This window comes from Leptonema illini DSM 21528 (assembly GCF_000243335.1).
Lineage (GTDB): Bacteria > Spirochaetota > Leptospiria > Leptospirales > Leptonemataceae > Leptonema > Leptonema illini.
The window spans coordinates 342,688-360,459 of the sequence record NZ_JH597773.1 but is presented as its reverse complement, the minus strand read 5'-3'; the positions used below and the strand labels follow the sequence as shown (position 1 = coordinate 360,459).

Sequence of the window (17,772 nt, the reverse complement as noted above, 5' to 3'; positions counted from 1 at the left end):
ATGGTTGTGGCAATACGCTACAAGTTTTTTGTAGAGCTGCATGTCTCTTTTCAAACGCACGTCGGCAGCCGGCATAGAGCGGCTTGAGATCCCCCGCATCGGCACCTTTTTCGGCGAGGTGCGCCTGCCCGGATCAAAATCGATCGGAAACAGGGCGCTGCTGCTTGCAGCTCTGGCGAGAGGCGAGACCATCTTACAGAACGTTCCCGACTCCGACGATGTGAGCGTCATGCTGAAGCAGATGCCGGCTCTGGGCGTGGACTGCTATCGTCTTATGAACGAGATCGAGGGCAGCTACCGGGTCGTCGGCGCCGGCGGCCCGTTCTCTATTAAAGAAGGGCTTTTTGATGTGGAGAATGCCGGTACGGCATTGAGGCCGCTTGTCGCCGTTCTCTCAGCCGGACAGGGATCTTACACCATCGACGGGAACGAGCAGATGCGCCGTCGGCCTGTTGCCGATCTTGTCGCCGCCGTCCGCACGGCCGGTGTGGCGATCGAATGTTCGGCAGAGGGTACGCCGCCCGTTACGATGCGCACGGATGGCTGGAAAAGCGCCGACTTCACGATTTCGGGCAAGACGTCGTCGCAGTTTATCTCGGCCCTGCTTCTGGCCGCACCGCTATCGAGGCGCCGCGTGACGATAACTCTGCCCGGCGAGCCCGTCAGCCGCCCCTATATCGACATGACGCTGCGCATGATGGAACAGTTCGGCGTGCGCACGGAACGTGAGGGTTATACACAGTTTATCGTGCCCGAGAAGCAATGCTACGAGAGTCCTGGCACCTATTACATCGAAGGCGATGCAACGGCGGCGACGTATTTTATGACGGCAGGCATGCTGTCCGGACCGGTGCGCATCCACGGTCTTGATGAAAGCTCCATTCAGGGAGACATCCGCTATCTTGATATCATACGGGCTCAGGGCGGGCGCGTGAAAACGGGAAAAAACTGGATCGAAACGCAGCATCAGGGCCCGGTGCGCGGTATCACCGTCGACATGAACGATATGCCCGATGCGGCGATGACGCTTGCGGTTACGGGCCTTTTTGCCGATAAACCTGTTGAGATACGGAACGTGGAAAACCTGCGCGTCAAAGAATCCGAACGCATTCGCGGATTACGCACCGAGCTGGAAAAGTTCGGCGCCGCCGTAGACGAGTTTCAGGACGGGTTGCGCGTGCATCCGCCGCAGATCGTGCATGGCGCGGAGGTCGAGACCTATCGTGATCATCGCATGGCGATGGCCTTCTCGCTGGCCGCCATTCGCACCGATCTGGTGATTCTTGATCCGGCCTGTGTGAACAAAACGTATCCGCGATACTTCGAGGATTTCGAGAGGATATGTCATCCGTCGACGATCTGATTCGCAGCATTGAAAGGAAGGACGACGGTCACTTCCTCATCGAGAACCGGAACGACAGAGCGTGGATCTGCATCCACGCGCCCGGTCCGGGAGGAGCGCCCGTGCGCAAGGCCGACGTGCTTGCCCGGCTCAAGCTTTTTGGAATCGAAGACTATGATCTGAAAGGTCTGGAAGAGCTGCTTCTTGTGCCAGACGGCAACTGGCACGAGCTCGGAACCTGGAAAGAGCCCGAGTCGCAGGATGCTCGCTTCTCGCTTGAGCTCGCCGCCGATAAAAAAAGCGCCACGTTAACCGTAGAGGGCCCGATCTTTCGCGGACGCTGGCTTGACCGCGGCGAACTTGATGCGGCCATTCTTTCTGCGGGTATTCGAGCGGGCGTCGATGATGGTCTTCTCGAAGCCATCGCCTCGCGATCGCTCGACGAGCTGAAAGAGAAGGGTCCGTTTCGAAAGAGTTATACGATTGCACGATCGGTCGATCCCATCCCCCCCACAAACGGCAGCATTAAGTTTTATTATGATCCACATCCCCGGGCGCGACCCGCTCTGCTCGGTGATTCGCCCAACGCCCGCGTGGATTTTAAGAAGCTCGGTATTATACAGACTTGCGAGAAGGACCAGCTGCTTGCCGAGCTGCTGGATCCGGTCGAAGGGAGGCCCGGACTCGACGTTTCGGGCAACCCCGTATACGGTGAAAAGCCTGCAACAGCACGCCTTGAGGCCGGTCGCAACGCCGTTCTGAAAGAGAAGAAGTTATACTCGCAGTCGACGGGGCAGGTGATCATCCGATACGACGAAGAGAAGAACTACGCGAAGATCGAGGTCGTCGAGGTGCTCGATGTGGAGCGCATCGACTACGGAACGGGGCATGTGGATTTTCCAGGCACGGTCGTCGTTCATGATACGGTCGCCGACGGGTTTCAGGTGAGAGCCCGCGGCGATATCATCGTCGAGCGCACGGTTTCGAGCGCCTTTTTACAGGCCGAAGGCGATATCGTGCTTATGGGCGGAGCGGTCGGTCGCGGAGCGGGCTTTATCGAAGCGGGGCATGACGTCTATGCTAAGTTCGTGCAGGAGACGACCGTATCGGCCGGGCATGGCATCTATATCGAAGAGGCGGCCATGCATTCGCGACTCATGGCCGGCGTGGAGATCCTGCTTGATGGCGGTCGGGGCGATCTGATCGGAGGATCGACTCTTTCGGGCAAGCTGCTTGTGGCCAATCGTATCGGCTCGAAGGCCGAACCCGAAACGCGGCTGACGCTCGGCATCGATCCCGAGACCTTCCGGCGGCTTCGCGAACTGGAGCAGGAGATCGATCGGAATCGCACGACGTTACAGAAGATCCAGCAGCACCGCCGGCATATCGACGAGGCGCGCCGTCGCGGACCGTCTACAAGCCAGCAGGATTCGACCTACGACAAGCTTGTTTCGCTTGAGAATAAGTTTCTCGAAATCATCGCCAACCTCGACCGGCAGCGCGAGACGATACAGGCGGCCATCACGCCCGATCGTCAGGCCGAGATCCTTTATCGCGATACGGTGTATCCGAACGTCGAGGTCTCGTTCGGGTACGGTATTCGCAAATACCGCATCGATCGTCGCCCCGTAGCGTTACCCGGACGCTTTGCCCTTGATCCCGTCGAGAATAAGATCCTGCACAGCTTTGAGTAGACTCAGGCCTTCTTTTCTTCCCTGCGTTCGGCCTGACGCTTCACATCGACGACGCCCGAAACCTGCGACATGCTTTCGATGATCTCGTTCAGGTGATCGACGTGCTCCACTTCGACGAGGAAGCGCGCCTTCATCGTGCCGTTCTGATGTTTGGGAATATCGGCTTCGGCCTTGAGGATGTTCGTTTGCGTGCGCGAGATGGCCTGCACCAGATCAAGATAAAGCCCCTGACGGTCGCGTGCGCTGATCTCGATGCCGACCGGATAGGTTTCCGTGAGGCCTTCCCAGCGCACCTGTATAAAGCGATCCTGATCTCCTTTTTCGGCGGGCAGATGTTTGCAGTCGGCGCGATGAATCGTCACACCGCGTCCGCGCGTGATGAAGCCGACGATGCGGTCCCCCGGAACGGGAGAGCAGCATCCTGCATAACGCACGGGGATGTCGGTATTGCCCGCGACCTCGATCGGAACGTCTTTTGGATTCGTCGACGTTTTGCGGCGAATGCGAATCTCGCGCAGCTCTTTCAGATCGCGCGTTTTCGCCGGTCGATCGGGCACCTCGGTGCGACTGTCACCGGGAAGGGGAGTTTCGTCTTCGATGCGACGAAAGAATCCGCGTACTTTCTGCCTCGCCCCCTGGGATTTCAGGTAACGCAGCCAGACCGGCGACGGTCTTGGCTCGCCGTGCGTAACGATCTCGATACGGTCACCGCTGCGCAACTCGGTGCGAAGCGGCACGATGCGATCGTTTACTTTGGCCGACTTGCAGCGCAGGCCGATGTCGGTATGAATGCGAAAGGCGAAGTCAAGAACGGTCGATCCCTGAGGCAGATTGATGATGTCGCCTTTCGGAGTGAAGACATAGACGTCTTTCGGGTTCAGTTCGTCGCGAAGATCTTCAATGAAATCCTTCGAGTCTCCCTGGAATTCCTGCGTGATGCGAGAAAGCGTGCGCAGCCATTCAAGTTTGCCCTGATCTCCGCGCTCGGCGCGCATATCGTTCTTGTATAACCAGTGTGCGGCGATGCCGTGTTCGGCCCGTTCATCCATCTCCTGTGTGCGGATCTGCACCTCAAGAGGTCGTCCGTCCGGACCGACGACCGTCGTATGCAGAGACTGATAGCCGTTCGATTTCGGCATGGCGATATAGTCTTTAAAGCGCCCCGGCAGAGGCGGCCAGAGCGTATGCACGATACCGAGCGCCCCGTAGCAGTCGCGGATCTCGTCGACGATGATACGCACGCCGCGCAGATCGTAGATCTCATGGATGCCCTTGCCGTACTTCTGCATCTTACTGTAGACGGAGTAAAGATGCTTTGCACGACCGTCGATGCGCGCCGTTAACTGAATGTCGGCAAGACGCTGTTTTAGTATGCTCGTGATCTTTTTTAAAAAGACCTCAAGATCGCCGCGACTGTGTTTCAGTTCGCTCTGTAGGGTTTCAAATTCCTCGGGCTGTAAAGCGCCGAATGCCAGATCTTCCAGCTCGGACTTCATGCGGAACATGCCGAGACGACCGGCAATGGGCGCATAGATGTCGATGACCTCGCGGGCGATGCGCTCGACTTTATGAGGCTTCTGGAATCCAAGCGTCTGCATGTTATGCAGCTTATCTGCAAGCTTGATAAGAATGACGCGCACGTCGCGAGTCGTGGCAAGAAGCATGAGGCGGATGTTCTCGGCCGCCTCGCGGGCCTTCAGCTCGGACGAAGGCTTCTGATCCTTCATGCTGTCTTTTTTAACGAGCGATATTTTCGTTACGGCTCGCACGAGCATATTGACTTCTTCGCCGAATTCGCGTCTGATGCTGTCTTCGCCGAACGACGTATCTTCGACGACGTCATGCAACAGGGCGGCGGCGATGGTCGCCGTATCAAGCCCCATCTCGGCCAGGCTACGGGGTGGATGATGTAGGGCTCACCCGAAAGCCGGCGCTGATCTTTATGGGCGCGGTGAGCGAAGAGAAAAGCCCGCCGAATAGTGCGTAGATCGACGGAGGGATTTTTCTCGCGGATCAACTGCAGCAGAGCTCTGTAGGACTGTAAAACCCGGAATCCCTGTGGCTTTTCAAGAAGCATAGATACAGCATTTCATAAAAAAAAAATCTGACAAGTAAAGTTCGGTTTGTGATTCCGCTTTACAGCGGCTCCCCGATCCCTCTGATCGGGTATGACTTCGGAGCCGAAGGATTCAGGCTCGCCGACGGGTTGGAAGCCGTCAGGGATCGATTCTTTTCACCTGCTGCTGTACAGGATCGGTCAGAAATACCGCAATCATCTGTTACCCTACTTTCGTATTCTTTTCGCCCTTTCTGGCCTGATTTCCGGAGCGGTATTGATTCTCGATTTCGGTTTCGAGTATCCAAAGAAGTATGAGATCCTCGTTTTTCTTACAGTTCAGATCGTGCTTTTCATCTTTGTGCTCTACGAGTTTCTCGGCTGGCTTTTTACCGACGGAACGTTCCGGGAGCATCTGCGCCAGCACAGGGTTGAGCTGATACTGGCGGTTATCGTCGCCGTTCAATTGATCTTTCGCGACGTTTTCGTAGATTTCTTTTTTGAAAGGGATTCTAAAGAAGGAGGAGAGAGAGCGGCGTTACTCTTTCTCGCCGGTTCGCAGCTGCTTTTTTTTCTGAATCAGGTCATCCATGCCTCTCGCAAGGCGGGCTTTTTGCAGAGCATGAAAATCCACCCGTCTGTCGTTTTCATGCAGAGCTTCACCATAATCATTATAATCGGGACGGCTCTTCTGCGCATGCCGAAGGCCTCTTTACCTGAGATACCGCTTATCGATCTGCTTTTTACCGCCGTTTCGGCAACCTGTGTGACGGGCCTGGCAACCTTTGATATTACGACAGGACTGACAAGAACGGGTCAGGTCATTCTGCTCGGTCTGATCCAGGTCGGAGGTCTGGGCCTCATGACGCTGACCTCATTCTTCTCTTTCTACCTGGCCGGTCGGGCCAGCCTTACGCAGCAGGTCTTTATGAAGGAGCTGCTCAGCGAGGATTCCGTTGCTGAAGCGAAAAAGATCATTCGCAGTATCGCACTCATGACTTTTTCAATTGAGGCCTTCGGTGCGATCAATCTTTTCTTCTCGATTCCTTCCACGCTTGTTCCTGATTCGGGCGACCGCCTTTTTATCGCCATCTTTACCAGTATCAGCGCATTCTGTAACGCCGGGTTCAGCCTGTTCCCTGATAGCCTGTATAACCTTTCTCTGCATTCCTCGTATTCGATTTATACGGTTATGCTGCTGATTCTGTTCGGCGGCCTGGGCTTCCCCGTGCTTCGTGATATCGTATCGGTGTTGCGACCCAGACGGCGCGGCGTCATGCCTCGCCGACTCGAGTTTACTTCGCGCATCGTGTTGATTACGACAGGCATCTTGCTCGTCGTCGGCTTTTTCGGTTTCATCATACTCGAAGATGACGGAGTGCTGGCCGGCCTTTCCACGGAGCAGTACTGGCTTCATTCGCTTTTTTATACGGTTACGCCGCGAACCGCCGGTTTCAATACGATTGCAGTATCGGAATTCGGCATTCCACTTACCTTTTTTACGTTGCTTCTCATGTGGATCGGCGCATCTCCCGTGTCGACGGCCGGTGGCATCAAGACGACGACGATGGCCGTAGCCGTGATTCACATCTTCAATCTTCTGCGCGGAAAGACCCGTATCGAGATATTCAAGCGGTCGATCAGCGAAACGACGATCATCCGAGCGTACTCGACCGTGTTACTTTCTCTCATGGTAATTTTCGCTGGTATTTTCGCCATGTCCATTTTCGAGAGAAAGGAATTTCTCGACATTGCCTTTGAGGTGGTATCGGCTTATGGAACAGTCGGCCTCTCGCGCGGCATTACGGCGGACCTGACAGTACCGTCGAAGATCACTCTCAGTTTGATTATGTTAATCGGCCGAGTCGGCGTTCTGACGTTCTTGATTTCGATCGTTCCTGCGGCGAAAGAGGAGCGTTACAGGTATCCGTCCGAGTATGTTGTGGTAGGTTAGTATGCTTAGAAAAAAGATATGCGTTATAGGTATCGGCGATTTCGGCAGAGCGGTCGTCAGCCGTCTTTACGAAGAGGGACATGAGGTTACCGCCATCGATAAGGACCTCGACACGATCGAAGAGATCAAAGACGAATGCACGCATGCCGTCTGCCTCGATTCCACCGACGAGAAGGCCCTTGTCGCGCAGAGCATCGACGAGATGGATGTCGTTATCCTCGCATCGGCCGAGAGTTTTGAAACCCTTGTCGTCACGACCGATATATTGAAACGACACTGTCGGGGCGATATTATCGTTCGCTACAGAACGGGAATGCAGCGCAAAGTGCTTACGATGATCGGCGTGAAGAACCTTTTTAATCCTGAGAAAGCGGCCGCCGAGAACATGGCCGAGCAGCTCAGTCATCAGTCTATACGAAGAAGTATGATTCTGTCAGATGAATACAAACTTGTGGAGGCTGTCGCTCCTCGCGTGTATGAGGCGCAGCCGCTTCTTCGCACCAATATCAAGAAAGAATACAACCTGAATATTGTGACGATCAAGCGTCAGGAAAAAGGCAAAGAGACCATCCTCGGAATCCCGGACGGTGATACGATCATTCATGAAGGCGATATCCTCGTTCTCTTTGGAACGCTTGATGATATCGAGAAATTTTTGAATGATCATGGTTGACGGGTTTTCGGGATGCTCGAATGCCTGAAAAAAAACAAAATTTTGCAACCATCCGGCTCTCTGTCTGTCTTAGAAGCTACAGCATATTGAACTTAAGAGGATCAATAGATGAATACCGTAGCATCCATCCTTTTCTGGATGTTTTTCGCAGTGACCTGCATACTGTTTTTTCCTGTCGCCGTCCTGATCCGTGCTATTACGGGTCTGTTTGACCGACGACTGGTGCTTCTTCATCGCTTCACATCGTTCTGGGCCTCTCTTTATACATGGTTGAATCCGTTCTGGAGGGTGACTCTTGTAAAAAAGACGAGGATCGATCCCCGGAAGCCGTATATGATGATCTCGAATCATCAATCGATGGTCGATATCTTCGCTCTGTTTCGCACGTTCTTTCACTTCAAGTGGGTGAGTAAGTCCGAAAACTTCAAATTCCCGTTTATCGGCTGGAATATGCGCCTGAACCGCTATATCGAAATCGATCGCGGCACAACACGGGGAAGCGTCAGCATGATGCGCAAGGCCGAGGCCACTCTCAAAGAAGGCAGCTCGGTTTTCATCTTTCCCGAAGGAACGAGATCGCGAAGCGGCGAGCTGGGTTCTTTTAAGAGAGGAGCCTTCGAGCTGGCAAAGAAGCTTGAGATTCCCATCCTGCCTGTCGTGCTTGACGGTTCTTCAAAGGCGCTTCCGGTGGGCAGCTTCATCCTGAAAGGCCTGCATCGCATTCGTATTCATGTGCTTGATCCGATCCCGATTGAGAAGGTGAAGGCGCTTTCGGTCGATGAGCTGATCGAGCTGTCCCGAGAGATCATCCAGACCGAACTGCAGAAGATGCGGGCCCAGCTTACAGGACCGATGCCTTCTTGAAAGGCGCCGGTCCAGCGCAAGCGGTCTGAGCTCATCTGCCTCAGCTATCCTGTGAGGCGTCCGGAGTCAGCAATGTTACAAGAGAATCGGGCAGGGGGCTTTCAAGAAGAAGCCGCTGCCCGGTGCGAGGATGCCGGAATTCGAGGCGCGTGCAGTGTAGCGCCGTTCTTTTAAGAAGAAGTGTTCTGGCATCGGCTTCGGTTTCGGCGTCTTCTAACCGTCTGAGGTAGATCGTTTCGTCCGGTCCGTACAGGCGATCCCCGACGACAGGATAACCGAGGCTGCAGAGCGTGGCGCGAATCTGATGCATACGCCCCGTGAAAAGGCGGGCCTTCAGCGCCGTGATAAGACGACCATCGATCGTGACCTCCTGGATGCGTTCAAAATCTGTGCGGCAGCGGACATCATCGGGGCCCGGTTCGCCTTCATGGTAACGCTGTTTGCGCCGAACGGTCGAACCGCCATCGGGCCCGATCCATCCTTCACAGCTGCGGATTTCAGCAAAGCTGCCGAACACAAAGACCGTATAGTACTTATCAACCTCGCCTGAGAGAAAGGCCTTCGTCACCTTGCGAGCCATCTGCGTCGATTTCGTATACACGATCAGGCCCGAGGTTTCACGATCCAGCCGGTGCGCCGGCCGGCAGACGAAGTCCTCCTGTCCACGACTGCGAAATAGTTCGATGAGAACCTCGTTCAACGTATTCTTTCGATAACCGCCCGAGGCATGGATGGGCAGGTCGCCGGGCTTGTCGATGACGAGCAGATCGTCGTCTTCATAGATGATGCCGATGTTGCGATCCACATCGGGCTCCGGGCGCATTCTATAAGAGAATCGAATCACCTCTCCTTCATGAACAACCCTTGAAGGGCGGGTCGGTTTTTCATTCAGGGTCACCTCGCCGTCGTTGATTCTCTGCTGCCAGGACGAGCGCGACAGAGCCGGATACCGTGCGGTCAAAAGAAGATCCATGCGGCGCCCGGCCTGGAAGCGATCAACGACAAGCTCAACGTGTCGAAATTCCGCCTCTTCTACGCCGGAGTCGGATTTTTTTTCGTTCGGATCGCCCATTTCCTGAACCAGAAGGATAACAGGCTGGCTGTTATGCCAGCTGAAAACGCCCGGGCCTGTGAACACGATACTGACGAGAGGCCGAAGGGCGAACAACTCTTTATGAAAGGAAGTTGCCATGAAATATGAAGTCAATCCATCCTCTGCCTGCGATTTGCGGCATTTGCTCGATGTCGAACCGTTCCAGCAGATACTCGGCCTGCTGCTTCGCTTTGATGAACGGACGAATCTTGCCGGTCTCGATCATTCACACTTCATGCGCCGCGCCGTATCGGTCGCACAGCCCTCCGCTGTAACGGTGCTTCTCGGCCGACTCGAAGACGGTCTTTTCTATGTCTGTGTTCGCCTTGACACAAAGGGAGGCCAGCTGCGGACCTCCTGGCTGCACGAAGACGATATCTACAGGGAGCGCGAAGAGGTCGCCGACGACGCCGAGCATCCGGTGCATCAGATGCTCTGTTTAACGGACCTCTATGCCCGTGCCGTGCCGATCAGCGAGGCCGATTTCTTTCGGCTCGAATCGGGCGGGCAAATACCGCAAACGCAATAAAAAAAGGCAGCCTCTTGCGAAGCTGCCTTTCTGTAAGTTACAGATCGATCGGAATTACATCGCGATCTTGTAGCCGAACTTGAAGCGAGTACCGCTCAGGTTGATCGGATACGAGAGGCTACCAGTAGAAGCCAGCGAACTGACCGTACCATAGGTACGCACCGGAGCGTTGTCCATCTTGCCACCGATTACGTGCTCGATCTCGAAGTAGGTTTTGTTACCCGACTGCAGCTTGCGCTCGATACCAACAAGGAAGTTGAAACCGATGCCGTTGACGTCGAATCGTACCTGTTCGCCGATTACCGGGAAGTTGTTACCAGCGCCACCAGCATGTGTCTGACCCTGGGTCAGGATATACTGGTTGGAGTGCGGACCGACAGAGATAGCACCACCGCTCAGTTCATACAGAAGCTGCCCGTTAGAATCGCCGTCGATGCCCCAGCCGCCACGGTAGTAGTGCAGACCGAGACCGCCATAGACCGAAGCCGACTCGCCTACACCTGCCTTCATTCCCCAGTAGAAAGGAATATGAGTGGCCTGATAGGACCAGGTCATATCGATCATCTTGTGGCCGATGAAGGTTGCTTCAGTATGTCCGCCCATGATCTTGCGAGTATGATCAACACCAACTCTCCAGAAGGAGTTCTGGCCTTCTTTCTCCCAGAAAATTGACAGAATACCGCCGGTCATGGCGCTGTTCTGTTCAACTCGCATGATGCTTGATTTTGAAAGCACATCGAGTTTGTTTTCGGCGACGATCATCTGCCTGCCCGGTGTGTTTGAATCCAGGCCGTCTTTTGTAATCGTTCCACCAAGGTCGCCAAGGTCGAACTGAAGACCAAGGCCAAGACCGAGGTAAGAACCCTCAGCATGAACACTCGTCGCCGCTAAAGAGACGACGGCCAGCGCGAGGAGCTTTCTGGCATTTCTCATTTGTTACCCTCCAGATATCCGTAAAAGAATCTGTTTTTGCCTTTAACAGGCTTGCTTGGAGCTTCGTCCTCCGGGATCGCGGGTCAAGCGAAAAATGAACGTGATTTAATTCTGTTTAAGAATTTTTGACAGATTGTTTTGCTCTGCACCATAGATGGTGGATGTGGCAACCAATTGCCCGAAAAAGACCGGCAGCACTGGCAATCTATTTTAAGGCGGATTCAGGCCAGGCCGTCAAGGTGCCTGTTTGCGAGCTGGTCGGCTTCTTTATTGAATTCGCGCCGCACATGCTCGGGCCGGACTGCGGCAAACTGTGAGAGCATGCCCTTCGCTCTCGCGAAAAGCGGCTTCATCGCCTCATGCTTAACCTTATACTGACCCGTCAGCTGCCTTATGATCAGCTCGGAATCCATGCGAATGTGCAAGGACACAGAGGCAGGGGCCACTCCGTCTTTCGCGAGATGATCCAGGAGGCCCTCAAGGCCAAGGATCAGGCCCTGGTACTCGGCTACGTTGTTGGTGGCCGTCCCCAGTACCTTTCCAAGCCGGAGCAGGGCGTCAGAATCGGGCGAATTTTTATAGATAATAGCGGCACAGGCAGCGGGGCCCGGGTTTCCGCGCGAAGCGCCGTCACAGAAAAGATAGAATTCCACGAATCCACGATTCTCAGACAGCGACGAACGTCGAGTCTACTCCGTGACGCAGACAAGGTTCTGGAGCCGTCCGTATTGTCAGGAAAAAGGTTTTTCAGATACTGCGTTCAAGAAACCTTTGCCCTATGCAGGCATATATTTTCGAGAAGTTCGGTAGAGAAAAGCTGAAGATGGTGGAGCGTCCCGTTCCCGAGCCCGCTTCCGACGAGATCGTTTTGAAGATGAAGGCGGTTTCGCTGAATTTTCGTGATCTGCTGATGGTGGAGGGGAATTACAATCCGCGCATGAAGCTGCCCGTCGTTCCCTGTTCCGATGGCGTAGGAGTCGTCAGCGCCGTCGGTTCTAACGTGAAAGACTGGAAGATCGGCGAACGCGCCATGCCCGTTTTTGCTCCAGGCTGGTATGACGGCGATCCGGAACGGACACATCTGCGTGGAGCGATCGGTGGACCGGCCGATGGAACGTTGCAACAGTATATGCGCCTCAAGGCAGTCGATGCCGTGAAGGCGCCCGAGCATCTGACTGATGAAGAGGCGGCGACGTTACCCTGTGCGGGACTAACGGCATGGTCGGCCCTTGTGGAAAAGGGACCGGTAAAGGCCGGCGAGCAGATTCTGGCCCTTGGAACAGGTGGGGTGTCGGTCTTTGCCCTTCAGTTCGGGGTGATGTTTGGCGCCGAGGTCGTGATTACGTCGGGCTCGGATGATAAGCTCGCCAGAGCGAAAGAGCTGGGCGCCCGTCACTGCATCAACTATAAGACGCAGCCGAACTGGGAGAAGGAGGTAGCCCGCATCACCAGGCTGCGCGGCGTCGACCATGTGATCGAGGTAGGCGGAATGGGCACGCTCGAGCGTTCGGTGAAAAGCGTGCGTCCGGGAGGCTCGATCTATCTGATCGGAGTCCTGGCCGGCCGTTCGGCTCCGGTCGATCTGACGCCGGTGTTGATGCAGAACATTCGCATTCAGGGCGTTGTTGTGGGGCATCGTCGCGCCTTTAACGAGATGAACCGAGCGATAGAGCTTCACGGCATGCGCCCCGTTGTTGATCGAGTTTTCTCGTTTGGCGAGGCACAGGCGGCATTCGACTATCTGCGTTCCGGTTCACATTTCGGTAAGGTCTGTATTCGAGTCGACTGAAAAGGGATGGGCTGAGGCCTTCTTCGATATGAGGCCTCAGCTAACGGCGGACTCCTCTACAGGCAGCTGCCGTCTTCTGTATAACGCAAAAACCAGGCCTGCGCCGATTGCCAGTGCGAGCAGAACGAGCCACCATTCGATCGGAACGGGCCGCCCGTCGTCGGCCTCCTGAAATAGGGGCAGAGATACGTACATGCTAAGCACAGACCATCCGTTAACGAAAATGTGAAGCAGAACGGTCAAAGAGATTCCACCGCTCCATACGCGTAGATAACCGAACAAGGCTCCGAAGGCTACGGCATAGAAGAACTGCCAGGGATTCATGTGGGCGATTCCAAAAAGAAGCGCCTGAAGCAGTACGATCATATGAACGTTACGCCTTTCGCGAAGGGCGCGCTCCATCATCACCCCGCGAAAGACGAACTCCTCACAGATCGGCCCGACGAGCACGATCGAGAAAAAAGCTCCAAACGTATCGAGAGGATGTCCGGTCGGCTTCAATGTTTCCATGAGCGAGAAGAAGAGCTCACCCGGCGGGAAGAGCATTAACGAGAGGTTGTAAAGCGGAGTGGCGACGATCTGCAAAAGCAGGGGAAGCAGGCCGATGGCCAGATAAGCGGGTCCATTCAGTCGACCTTTTCCGGGCAGATACCGAAGCGAGAGCAGGGCACAGAGGAAAGCCGCTGCCATGAAGCCCGGAGCCATCGTGAGCTTCAGAATATCGAACTTGCTGACGGGCAGGATGTTCAGCGAGAGTACGACGGTCTGCACGATGCCAGAACCGACGATCGCCAGGATGAAGACCAGGCTCAGAAAAAATAGCATGAAAAGGCCCACGATAGGATTTCCAGAATGCGGCATCTGCTGTCAAGGAATCCGGAAAACGCCCCGCTTTGTGTTCTATATCAGGAAAATGAACCTCAGAGGGCGCCGAGGGCGCGGAGAAAGGCCAGAGAGAGGGAATGAATAGTCTGGGTTTCTTGATGCATCCGAAAAAATGATTCAGGGCTCCAGGCCATCGATCGACGATAAAGACACTGATGATCGAGTTACACCGATTGAACGGCCAGGCCTTTTTCCTGAATCACAGACAGATTGAGGTTGTGGAGGCGAATCCCGATACGGTGATCACGCTTCATAACGATCGCCGCTATATCGTTCTGGAAAAACCGAACGAAATCTCGCAGAAGATCATCGATTTTGAGAGCAAAATTTTTCGAGATCTTCTGCGCCGTTCAGCCGAAGAGAAGACAGAAGGGTAAACCGGTATGGATATCGCAACAATATTGGGCTTTTTGCTCGGCGTAGGGCTCGTTATCTTCGGATCTCTGGTGGCCGGTCTTTCTGCCGGAGACCTCATCGACATTCCGTCCGTTCTCATTACTTTCGGCGGTGGACTTTCTGCCACGGTGATGGGTAACCCGCTCTATTTACTCACGACAATCCCCAAATACGCACGCTTTGCCATCTTCGAGAAAAAAGCGAATATCGCACAGATGATCACCCGCCTTGTAAACTATTCGGAACGGGCTCGCCGCGAAGGCCTTCTTTCTCTTGAAGATGATCTTGCAAACGTAGACGAGCCCTTTCTAAAAAAGGGTCTTCAGCTTGTCGTTGACGGCACGGACCCCGAGCTTGTTCGCAATATCCTTGAAACCGATATGTCGAATATTCACGCCCGCCACGAAGCGAACGCGAAGTTCTTCGGATTGATGGGCGTCTATCTGCCCGCCTTCGGAATGCTCGGGACTCTGATCGGTCTGATTCAGATGCTTAAAAACCTCGGAACAGGCGATACGTCGGCGATTGGTGCCGGTATGGCCGCCGCCCTTATTACTACGCTCTATGGTTCGTTCGGATCGAACCTGATCGCCATGCCGATCAAAGATAAGCTGCTGCGCCGGGACCAGGATGAGATGCTTGAGAAGGCCGTTATGATCGAGGGCATCTTAAGTATTCAGTCGGGCGACAACCCCCGTATCGTAAAAGACAAGCTTGCCTCGTTCTTACCGCCGTCCGACCGAGCAGCTCTTGATGAAGCCGTTGGCGGAGGCTGAGAATGGCCTCAAAAAAACAGGAATGTCCGACATGCGAAGAGGTACCGGTCTGGCTTACCACCTACGGCGACATGGTTACCCTGCTTCTTACCTTCTTTGTGATGCTTTTCAGTATCGGTAAGGCTACACCGCAGGAGATTCAGCTGATTCTCTCGGCCTTTTCAAACAGCCTCGGCATGTTTGAAGGAGGCCAGACTCTGTCGAAGGGTCGTCTTGAAGAGATGGGTATGAATCTTGAAAGCCTGCCTTCGCAGACTGCCGGTCGTTCGCTTTCCAGCGCGAAGGCGCAGGCGAAAAGCATCTTCAAGCCCGAGATCGAGGCACGTAAGGTGCGCATTGACGAAGATGAACGCGGTATTATCATATCACTGGTCGGGGCCGATTATTTCGAGCCGGGTAGCGCCCTGCCGACTCCGGCCATGGAAGACGCCCTGGCGAAGGCGGCGGGGCTGATTGATTCGCTCAATCGTTACGCCCGCGTCGAAGGGCATGCGTCGGCTGATGAAGCACGACTGCGCGCCGCCAGCGACGAGGAGCGCGACTACGCAAACGTCTGGGATCTTGCCGGAGCAAGGGCGATCAACAGTATCGTGTTCATGCAGGCAAAGGGCGTGAAGCCGCATCTGCTTCAGGGCATGTCGTATGGCTCGTACCGTCCCCTTAGAAACGAGGGAGAGGATGGCACGCCCGAAGCGAAGGCGCATAACCGCCGCATCGATATCGTGATCCTGCCCGAAAAAGAGCCCGATCGCAGCCGATCGGAGGCTTCAGAGGGCCTGCCGGGCACAAGAATTCCTGGTGCAGAATATTTAATACCTGATCGATGATAGAGTATCGGGCTTCAAGCCTCATCGAGAAAGATGTGAGTCCGGCACGAAGCCGGATCTGTGGGAGTAAGAGATGGCAGTAGCAGATGATGATCTGGACGAAGGGCAGGAAGACGGCGGGGGGTACCAACCTTCGGCGGCCACAGGCCTGAATCGCGTCGTAAAAATCCTGATCTATGTCGCCCTGGGCGCCGTGGGGGTGATCGTCATGTCGGTGATCGCCTATTATGTTGCGCGGTTCGCCTCGGCGCAGCAGTATAAAGAGGTGGCGTCGATTGCCGTCGTCAAGCCGCCTCCGCCGCTGGAAAGCTTCAACTTCTCAGAAGACTTTCGCGTGAATACAAATGACCGCGGCGAATCGCACTTCATCAAGTTGAAGCTGTCGCTTGGCTTTGAGATGGGAAATAAAGCGCTCTCTGCGGAGCTGGCGCAGCGCATGCCTCAGCTTCGGAACATCATCAACCTGATCCTGGCGGGCAAGTCGCGCGACGAGCTTACGACGATTCAGGGACAGCTGGAGTTGCGCGAAGAGATCAAGGCCTCGATCAACCATGTGCTTTCAGAGGGCAAGGTGGAAGAGGTCTATTTCAGCGAGTTCATCGTGAACTGATCTCATGGCTTCGAGTCTTCATCGGACTTCGGAGTATGCGTTGAATCATTGACCAACGCGAAAGGCGTCGAGGAAAACTTCGGACGCTCCTCTCTGCGAGAGCATATAACGGCGGCTCTTCTGTGAAAGCAGAAGCCGCCGTTTTTCGTCTTTTTCAAGATCGTCGAGTGTCGCGAATATTTCGGCTCCAGAGTCGCGGCGAAAGAGTGTTCCCTCAGATTCGAGTTGCAGGGCGATCGGACTCGTTTCGATCTGCGGACCGGTGAGCACGGGAACACCCAGGGCGGCAGGCTCGGCCGTGTTATGCACGCGATGATGAAAGGCTCCTCCGACGTAACAATAGCGGGCTTTCTCATACGCCCTGGCAAGCAGACCGAGTCGGTCGACAAGAACGACGCGCGCCGGTCCTTCGCTATATCTCTTGAAGTCGATCTGCAGTCGCTTTAGCGAGCGTTCGCATTCAGCAAGGCGATGCTCGTCTACATGATGAGGGAAGAGCCACAGGTCGAGGTCGGGGTGATTGTCAAGCCACTGCTTCGTATGCGGTAGCAGCCGTTCGTCGCATGCCTCATATGTGGATGCCAGAATGAGAAGCGGCTGCGCCGATGTTAACCTTGACGCATCGTCCGGAGCAAGAGGCGCATGTTCGAGCTTGTAAAAGATCGTATCGTAACGCGTATCTCCGGTAACGGCCACGCGGCTCTCGTCGGGAAGCAGTTGTAAGAATCGGGTTCGATTCGCTTCGTCAACGGCACCGATGCCGTTAAAATCGGCATAAACCGGACGCAGCCAGCGGCTGTGCTTGATTCGCCAGGAATTTGCAGGCAGCGCCGCCGAGCACAGATAAGCCGAACCTCCGGCTTTGCGAATCCTGCGTAACAGGTTCGGATAAACATCCCACGTAAACGTAATAAACGTCAGCGCATTCTTTCGGGTCTGGATCATTCGCCACGCCCAGGGAAAGTCGATCGGCAGATAGGCGGTAAAATCGGCGTCGGCGGCAGGCAGGCGTTTAACGCTCAGGCTGAATACCGTAATCAGAATCTTCCCTTCCATCTTGCGCCGCCGTATCTCGCGGGCGATAGCAAGCGCCTGATCGAGCTCTCCGGCAGAAGAGCCATGCAGCCAGAAAAGCGGCCCGTCATAAAGAAGCGCTTTACGGATGACATGCTTTCCCTCGCTCCTTGTCTTTGCAAACAGACGGGCCTGCTTCGAAAAGATGCGAGCAAGACCGTATGCGGGCAGAAGGAATATGAGCAGAAGGGAGTAGAGCAGGCGCATCGTTCCGTTTTTTTTTGCGAGCGCAGCATGAAAAGCAAATCGATTGCCTGCAGCTCCACGTCTACTACAC

The 17,772-nt window shown here is 54.9% G+C and carries 16 protein-coding genes and 1 pseudogene; 11 read left to right on the top strand and 6 right to left on the bottom strand.

Annotated features, from left to right (window positions below; all coding sequences use genetic code 11):
• Positions 1-40 precede the first annotated feature (40 nt).
• On the top strand, positions 41-1,363 hold the full coding sequence (gene aroA / locus LEPIL_RS01635) for a 3-phosphoshikimate 1-carboxyvinyltransferase (RefSeq protein ID WP_002769305.1): 1,323 nt from the start codon (positions 41-43) through the stop codon (positions 1,361-1,363).
• Positions 1,342-3,036 carry a flagellar assembly protein A gene (locus LEPIL_RS01630; protein ID WP_002769304.1) on the top strand — a complete coding sequence of 565 codons (1,695 nt, stop codon included), beginning with the start codon at positions 1,342-1,344 and terminating at the stop codon, positions 3,034-3,036. The genes aroA and LEPIL_RS01630 overlap by 22 nt, the downstream gene beginning before the upstream one ends.
• Positions 3,037-3,038: 2 nt before the next feature.
• Here LEPIL_RS01630 and LEPIL_RS01625 read toward each other — a convergent pair.
• Positions 3,039-5,113: pseudogene (locus LEPIL_RS01625) on the bottom strand (RelA/SpoT family protein).
• A gap of 91 nt (positions 5,114-5,204) precedes the next feature.
• Here LEPIL_RS01625 and LEPIL_RS01620 point away from each other — a divergent pair.
• The 3 genes from LEPIL_RS01620 to LEPIL_RS01610 all read left to right on the top strand — a co-directional run bounded on the left by LEPIL_RS01620 (position 5,205) and on the right by LEPIL_RS01610 (position 8,583).
• Positions 5,205-7,046 (top strand): TrkH family potassium uptake protein, encoded by a 1,842-nt coding sequence (locus LEPIL_RS01620; protein ID WP_002769302.1) that lies wholly within the window; start codon positions 5,205-5,207, stop codon positions 7,044-7,046.
• A gap of 1 nt (position 7,047) precedes the next feature.
• On the top strand, positions 7,048-7,719 hold the full coding sequence (locus LEPIL_RS01615) for a potassium channel family protein (protein WP_002769301.1): 672 nt from the start codon (positions 7,048-7,050) through the stop codon (positions 7,717-7,719).
• Between the two features lie 108 nt (positions 7,720-7,827).
• Complete coding sequence (locus LEPIL_RS01610) at positions 7,828-8,583, top strand: lysophospholipid acyltransferase family protein (protein ID WP_002769300.1); 756 nt, start codon at positions 7,828-7,830, stop codon at positions 8,581-8,583.
• 40 nt (positions 8,584-8,623) lie between these two features.
• On the opposite strand, the gene LEPIL_RS01605 is transcribed toward LEPIL_RS01610, so the two are convergent.
• On the bottom strand, positions 8,624-9,775 hold the full coding sequence (locus tag LEPIL_RS01605) for a pseudouridine synthase (RefSeq protein ID WP_040918115.1): 1,152 nt from the start codon (positions 9,773-9,775) through the stop codon (positions 8,624-8,626).
• On the opposite strand from LEPIL_RS01605, the gene LEPIL_RS01600 reads away from it, so the two are divergent.
• On the top strand, positions 9,774-10,205 hold the full coding sequence (locus LEPIL_RS01600; RefSeq protein ID WP_002769298.1) for an LIC_13246 family protein: 432 nt from the start codon (positions 9,774-9,776) through the stop codon (positions 10,203-10,205). The two genes, LEPIL_RS01605 and LEPIL_RS01600, sit on opposite strands and share 2 nt — an antisense overlap.
• A 54-nt stretch (positions 10,206-10,259) precedes the next feature.
• On the opposite strand, the gene LEPIL_RS01595 is transcribed toward LEPIL_RS01600, so the two are convergent.
• Both LEPIL_RS01595 and LEPIL_RS01590 read right to left on the bottom strand, forming a co-directional pair.
• Complete coding sequence (locus LEPIL_RS01595) at positions 10,260-11,138, bottom strand: porin OmpL1 (protein ID WP_002769296.1); 879 nt, start codon at positions 11,136-11,138, stop codon at positions 10,260-10,262.
• A gap of 221 nt (positions 11,139-11,359) precedes the next feature.
• On the bottom strand, positions 11,360-11,791 hold the full coding sequence (locus LEPIL_RS01590; protein WP_002769294.1) for a ribonuclease HI family protein: 432 nt from the start codon (positions 11,789-11,791) through the stop codon (positions 11,360-11,362).
• 125 nt (positions 11,792-11,916) lie between these two features.
• On the opposite strand from LEPIL_RS01590, the gene LEPIL_RS01585 reads away from it, so the two are divergent.
• Positions 11,917-12,927, top strand: coding sequence for a zinc-dependent alcohol dehydrogenase family protein (locus tag LEPIL_RS01585; RefSeq protein ID WP_002769292.1), 1,011 nt, complete (start codon positions 11,917-11,919; stop codon positions 12,925-12,927).
• Positions 12,928-12,963: 36 nt separating this feature from the next.
• Here the strand turns inward: LEPIL_RS01585 and LEPIL_RS01580 are convergent, their stop codons facing one another.
• On the bottom strand, positions 12,964-13,764 hold the full coding sequence (locus LEPIL_RS01580; protein WP_002769290.1) for a type II CAAX endopeptidase family protein: 801 nt from the start codon (positions 13,762-13,764) through the stop codon (positions 12,964-12,966).
• Between the two features lie 203 nt (positions 13,765-13,967).
• On the opposite strand from LEPIL_RS01580, the gene LEPIL_RS01575 reads away from it, so the two are divergent.
• From LEPIL_RS01575 to LEPIL_RS01560, 4 genes are all read left to right on the top strand, one after another.
• Positions 13,968-14,189, top strand: a complete 222-nt coding sequence (locus tag LEPIL_RS01575; protein WP_002769288.1) for a flagellar FlbD family protein — start codon at positions 13,968-13,970, stop codon at positions 14,187-14,189.
• Between the two features lie 6 nt (positions 14,190-14,195).
• Positions 14,196-14,984: a motility protein A gene (locus LEPIL_RS01570; RefSeq protein WP_002769283.1), complete on the top strand. Its 789-nt coding sequence runs from the start codon at positions 14,196-14,198 to the stop codon at positions 14,982-14,984.
• 2 nt (positions 14,985-14,986) lie between these two features.
• Positions 14,987-15,811 (top strand): flagellar motor protein MotB, encoded by an 825-nt coding sequence (locus LEPIL_RS01565; protein ID WP_002769281.1) that lies wholly within the window; start codon positions 14,987-14,989, stop codon positions 15,809-15,811.
• A 73-nt stretch (positions 15,812-15,884) separates the two neighbouring features.
• Positions 15,885-16,421, top strand: a complete 537-nt coding sequence (locus tag LEPIL_RS01560; RefSeq protein ID WP_002769279.1) for a flagellar basal body-associated FliL family protein — start codon at positions 15,885-15,887, stop codon at positions 16,419-16,421.
• Between the two features lie 45 nt (positions 16,422-16,466).
• Here LEPIL_RS01560 and LEPIL_RS01555 read toward each other — a convergent pair whose 3' ends face one another.
• Positions 16,467-17,702, bottom strand: coding sequence for a 3-deoxy-D-manno-octulosonic acid transferase (locus LEPIL_RS01555; RefSeq protein WP_002769277.1), 1,236 nt, complete (start codon positions 17,700-17,702; stop codon positions 16,467-16,469).
• Positions 17,703-17,772 lie beyond the last annotated feature (70 nt).

Bases quoted from the DNA above. Each gene is read 5' to 3' on its own strand.
- LEPIL_RS01605 (WP_040918115.1), bottom strand. From the start codon at position 9,775: ATGGCAACTTCCTTTCATAAAGAGTTGTTCGCCCTTCGGCCTCTCGTC.
- LEPIL_RS01615 (WP_002769301.1), top strand. From the start codon at position 7,048: ATGCTTAGAAAAAAGATATGCGTTATAGGTATCGGCGATTTCGGCAGA.
- LEPIL_RS01585 (WP_002769292.1), top strand. From the start codon at position 11,917: ATGCAGGCATATATTTTCGAGAAGTTCGGTAGAGAAAAGCTGAAGATG.
- LEPIL_RS01630 (WP_002769304.1), top strand. From the start codon at position 1,342: ATGTCATCCGTCGACGATCTGATTCGCAGCATTGAAAGGAAGGACGAC.
- LEPIL_RS01570 (WP_002769283.1), top strand. From the start codon at position 14,196: ATGGATATCGCAACAATATTGGGCTTTTTGCTCGGCGTAGGGCTCGTT.
- LEPIL_RS01600 (WP_002769298.1), top strand. From the start codon at position 9,774: ATGAAATATGAAGTCAATCCATCCTCTGCCTGCGATTTGCGGCATTTG.
- LEPIL_RS01620 (WP_002769302.1), top strand. From the start codon at position 5,205: ATGACTTCGGAGCCGAAGGATTCAGGCTCGCCGACGGGTTGGAAGCCG.
- LEPIL_RS01565 (WP_002769281.1), top strand. From the start codon at position 14,987: ATGGCCTCAAAAAAACAGGAATGTCCGACATGCGAAGAGGTACCGGTC.
- LEPIL_RS01575 (WP_002769288.1), top strand. From the start codon at position 13,968: ATGATCGAGTTACACCGATTGAACGGCCAGGCCTTTTTCCTGAATCAC.
- aroA (WP_002769305.1), top strand. From the start codon at position 41: ATGTCTCTTTTCAAACGCACGTCGGCAGCCGGCATAGAGCGGCTTGAG.
- LEPIL_RS01595 (WP_002769296.1), bottom strand. From the start codon at position 11,138: ATGAGAAATGCCAGAAAGCTCCTCGCGCTGGCCGTCGTCTCTTTAGCG.
- LEPIL_RS01560 (WP_002769279.1), top strand. From the start codon at position 15,885: ATGGCAGTAGCAGATGATGATCTGGACGAAGGGCAGGAAGACGGCGGG.
- LEPIL_RS01555 (WP_002769277.1), bottom strand. From the start codon at position 17,702: ATGCGCCTGCTCTACTCCCTTCTGCTCATATTCCTTCTGCCCGCATAC.
- LEPIL_RS01610 (WP_002769300.1), top strand. From the start codon at position 7,828: ATGAATACCGTAGCATCCATCCTTTTCTGGATGTTTTTCGCAGTGACC.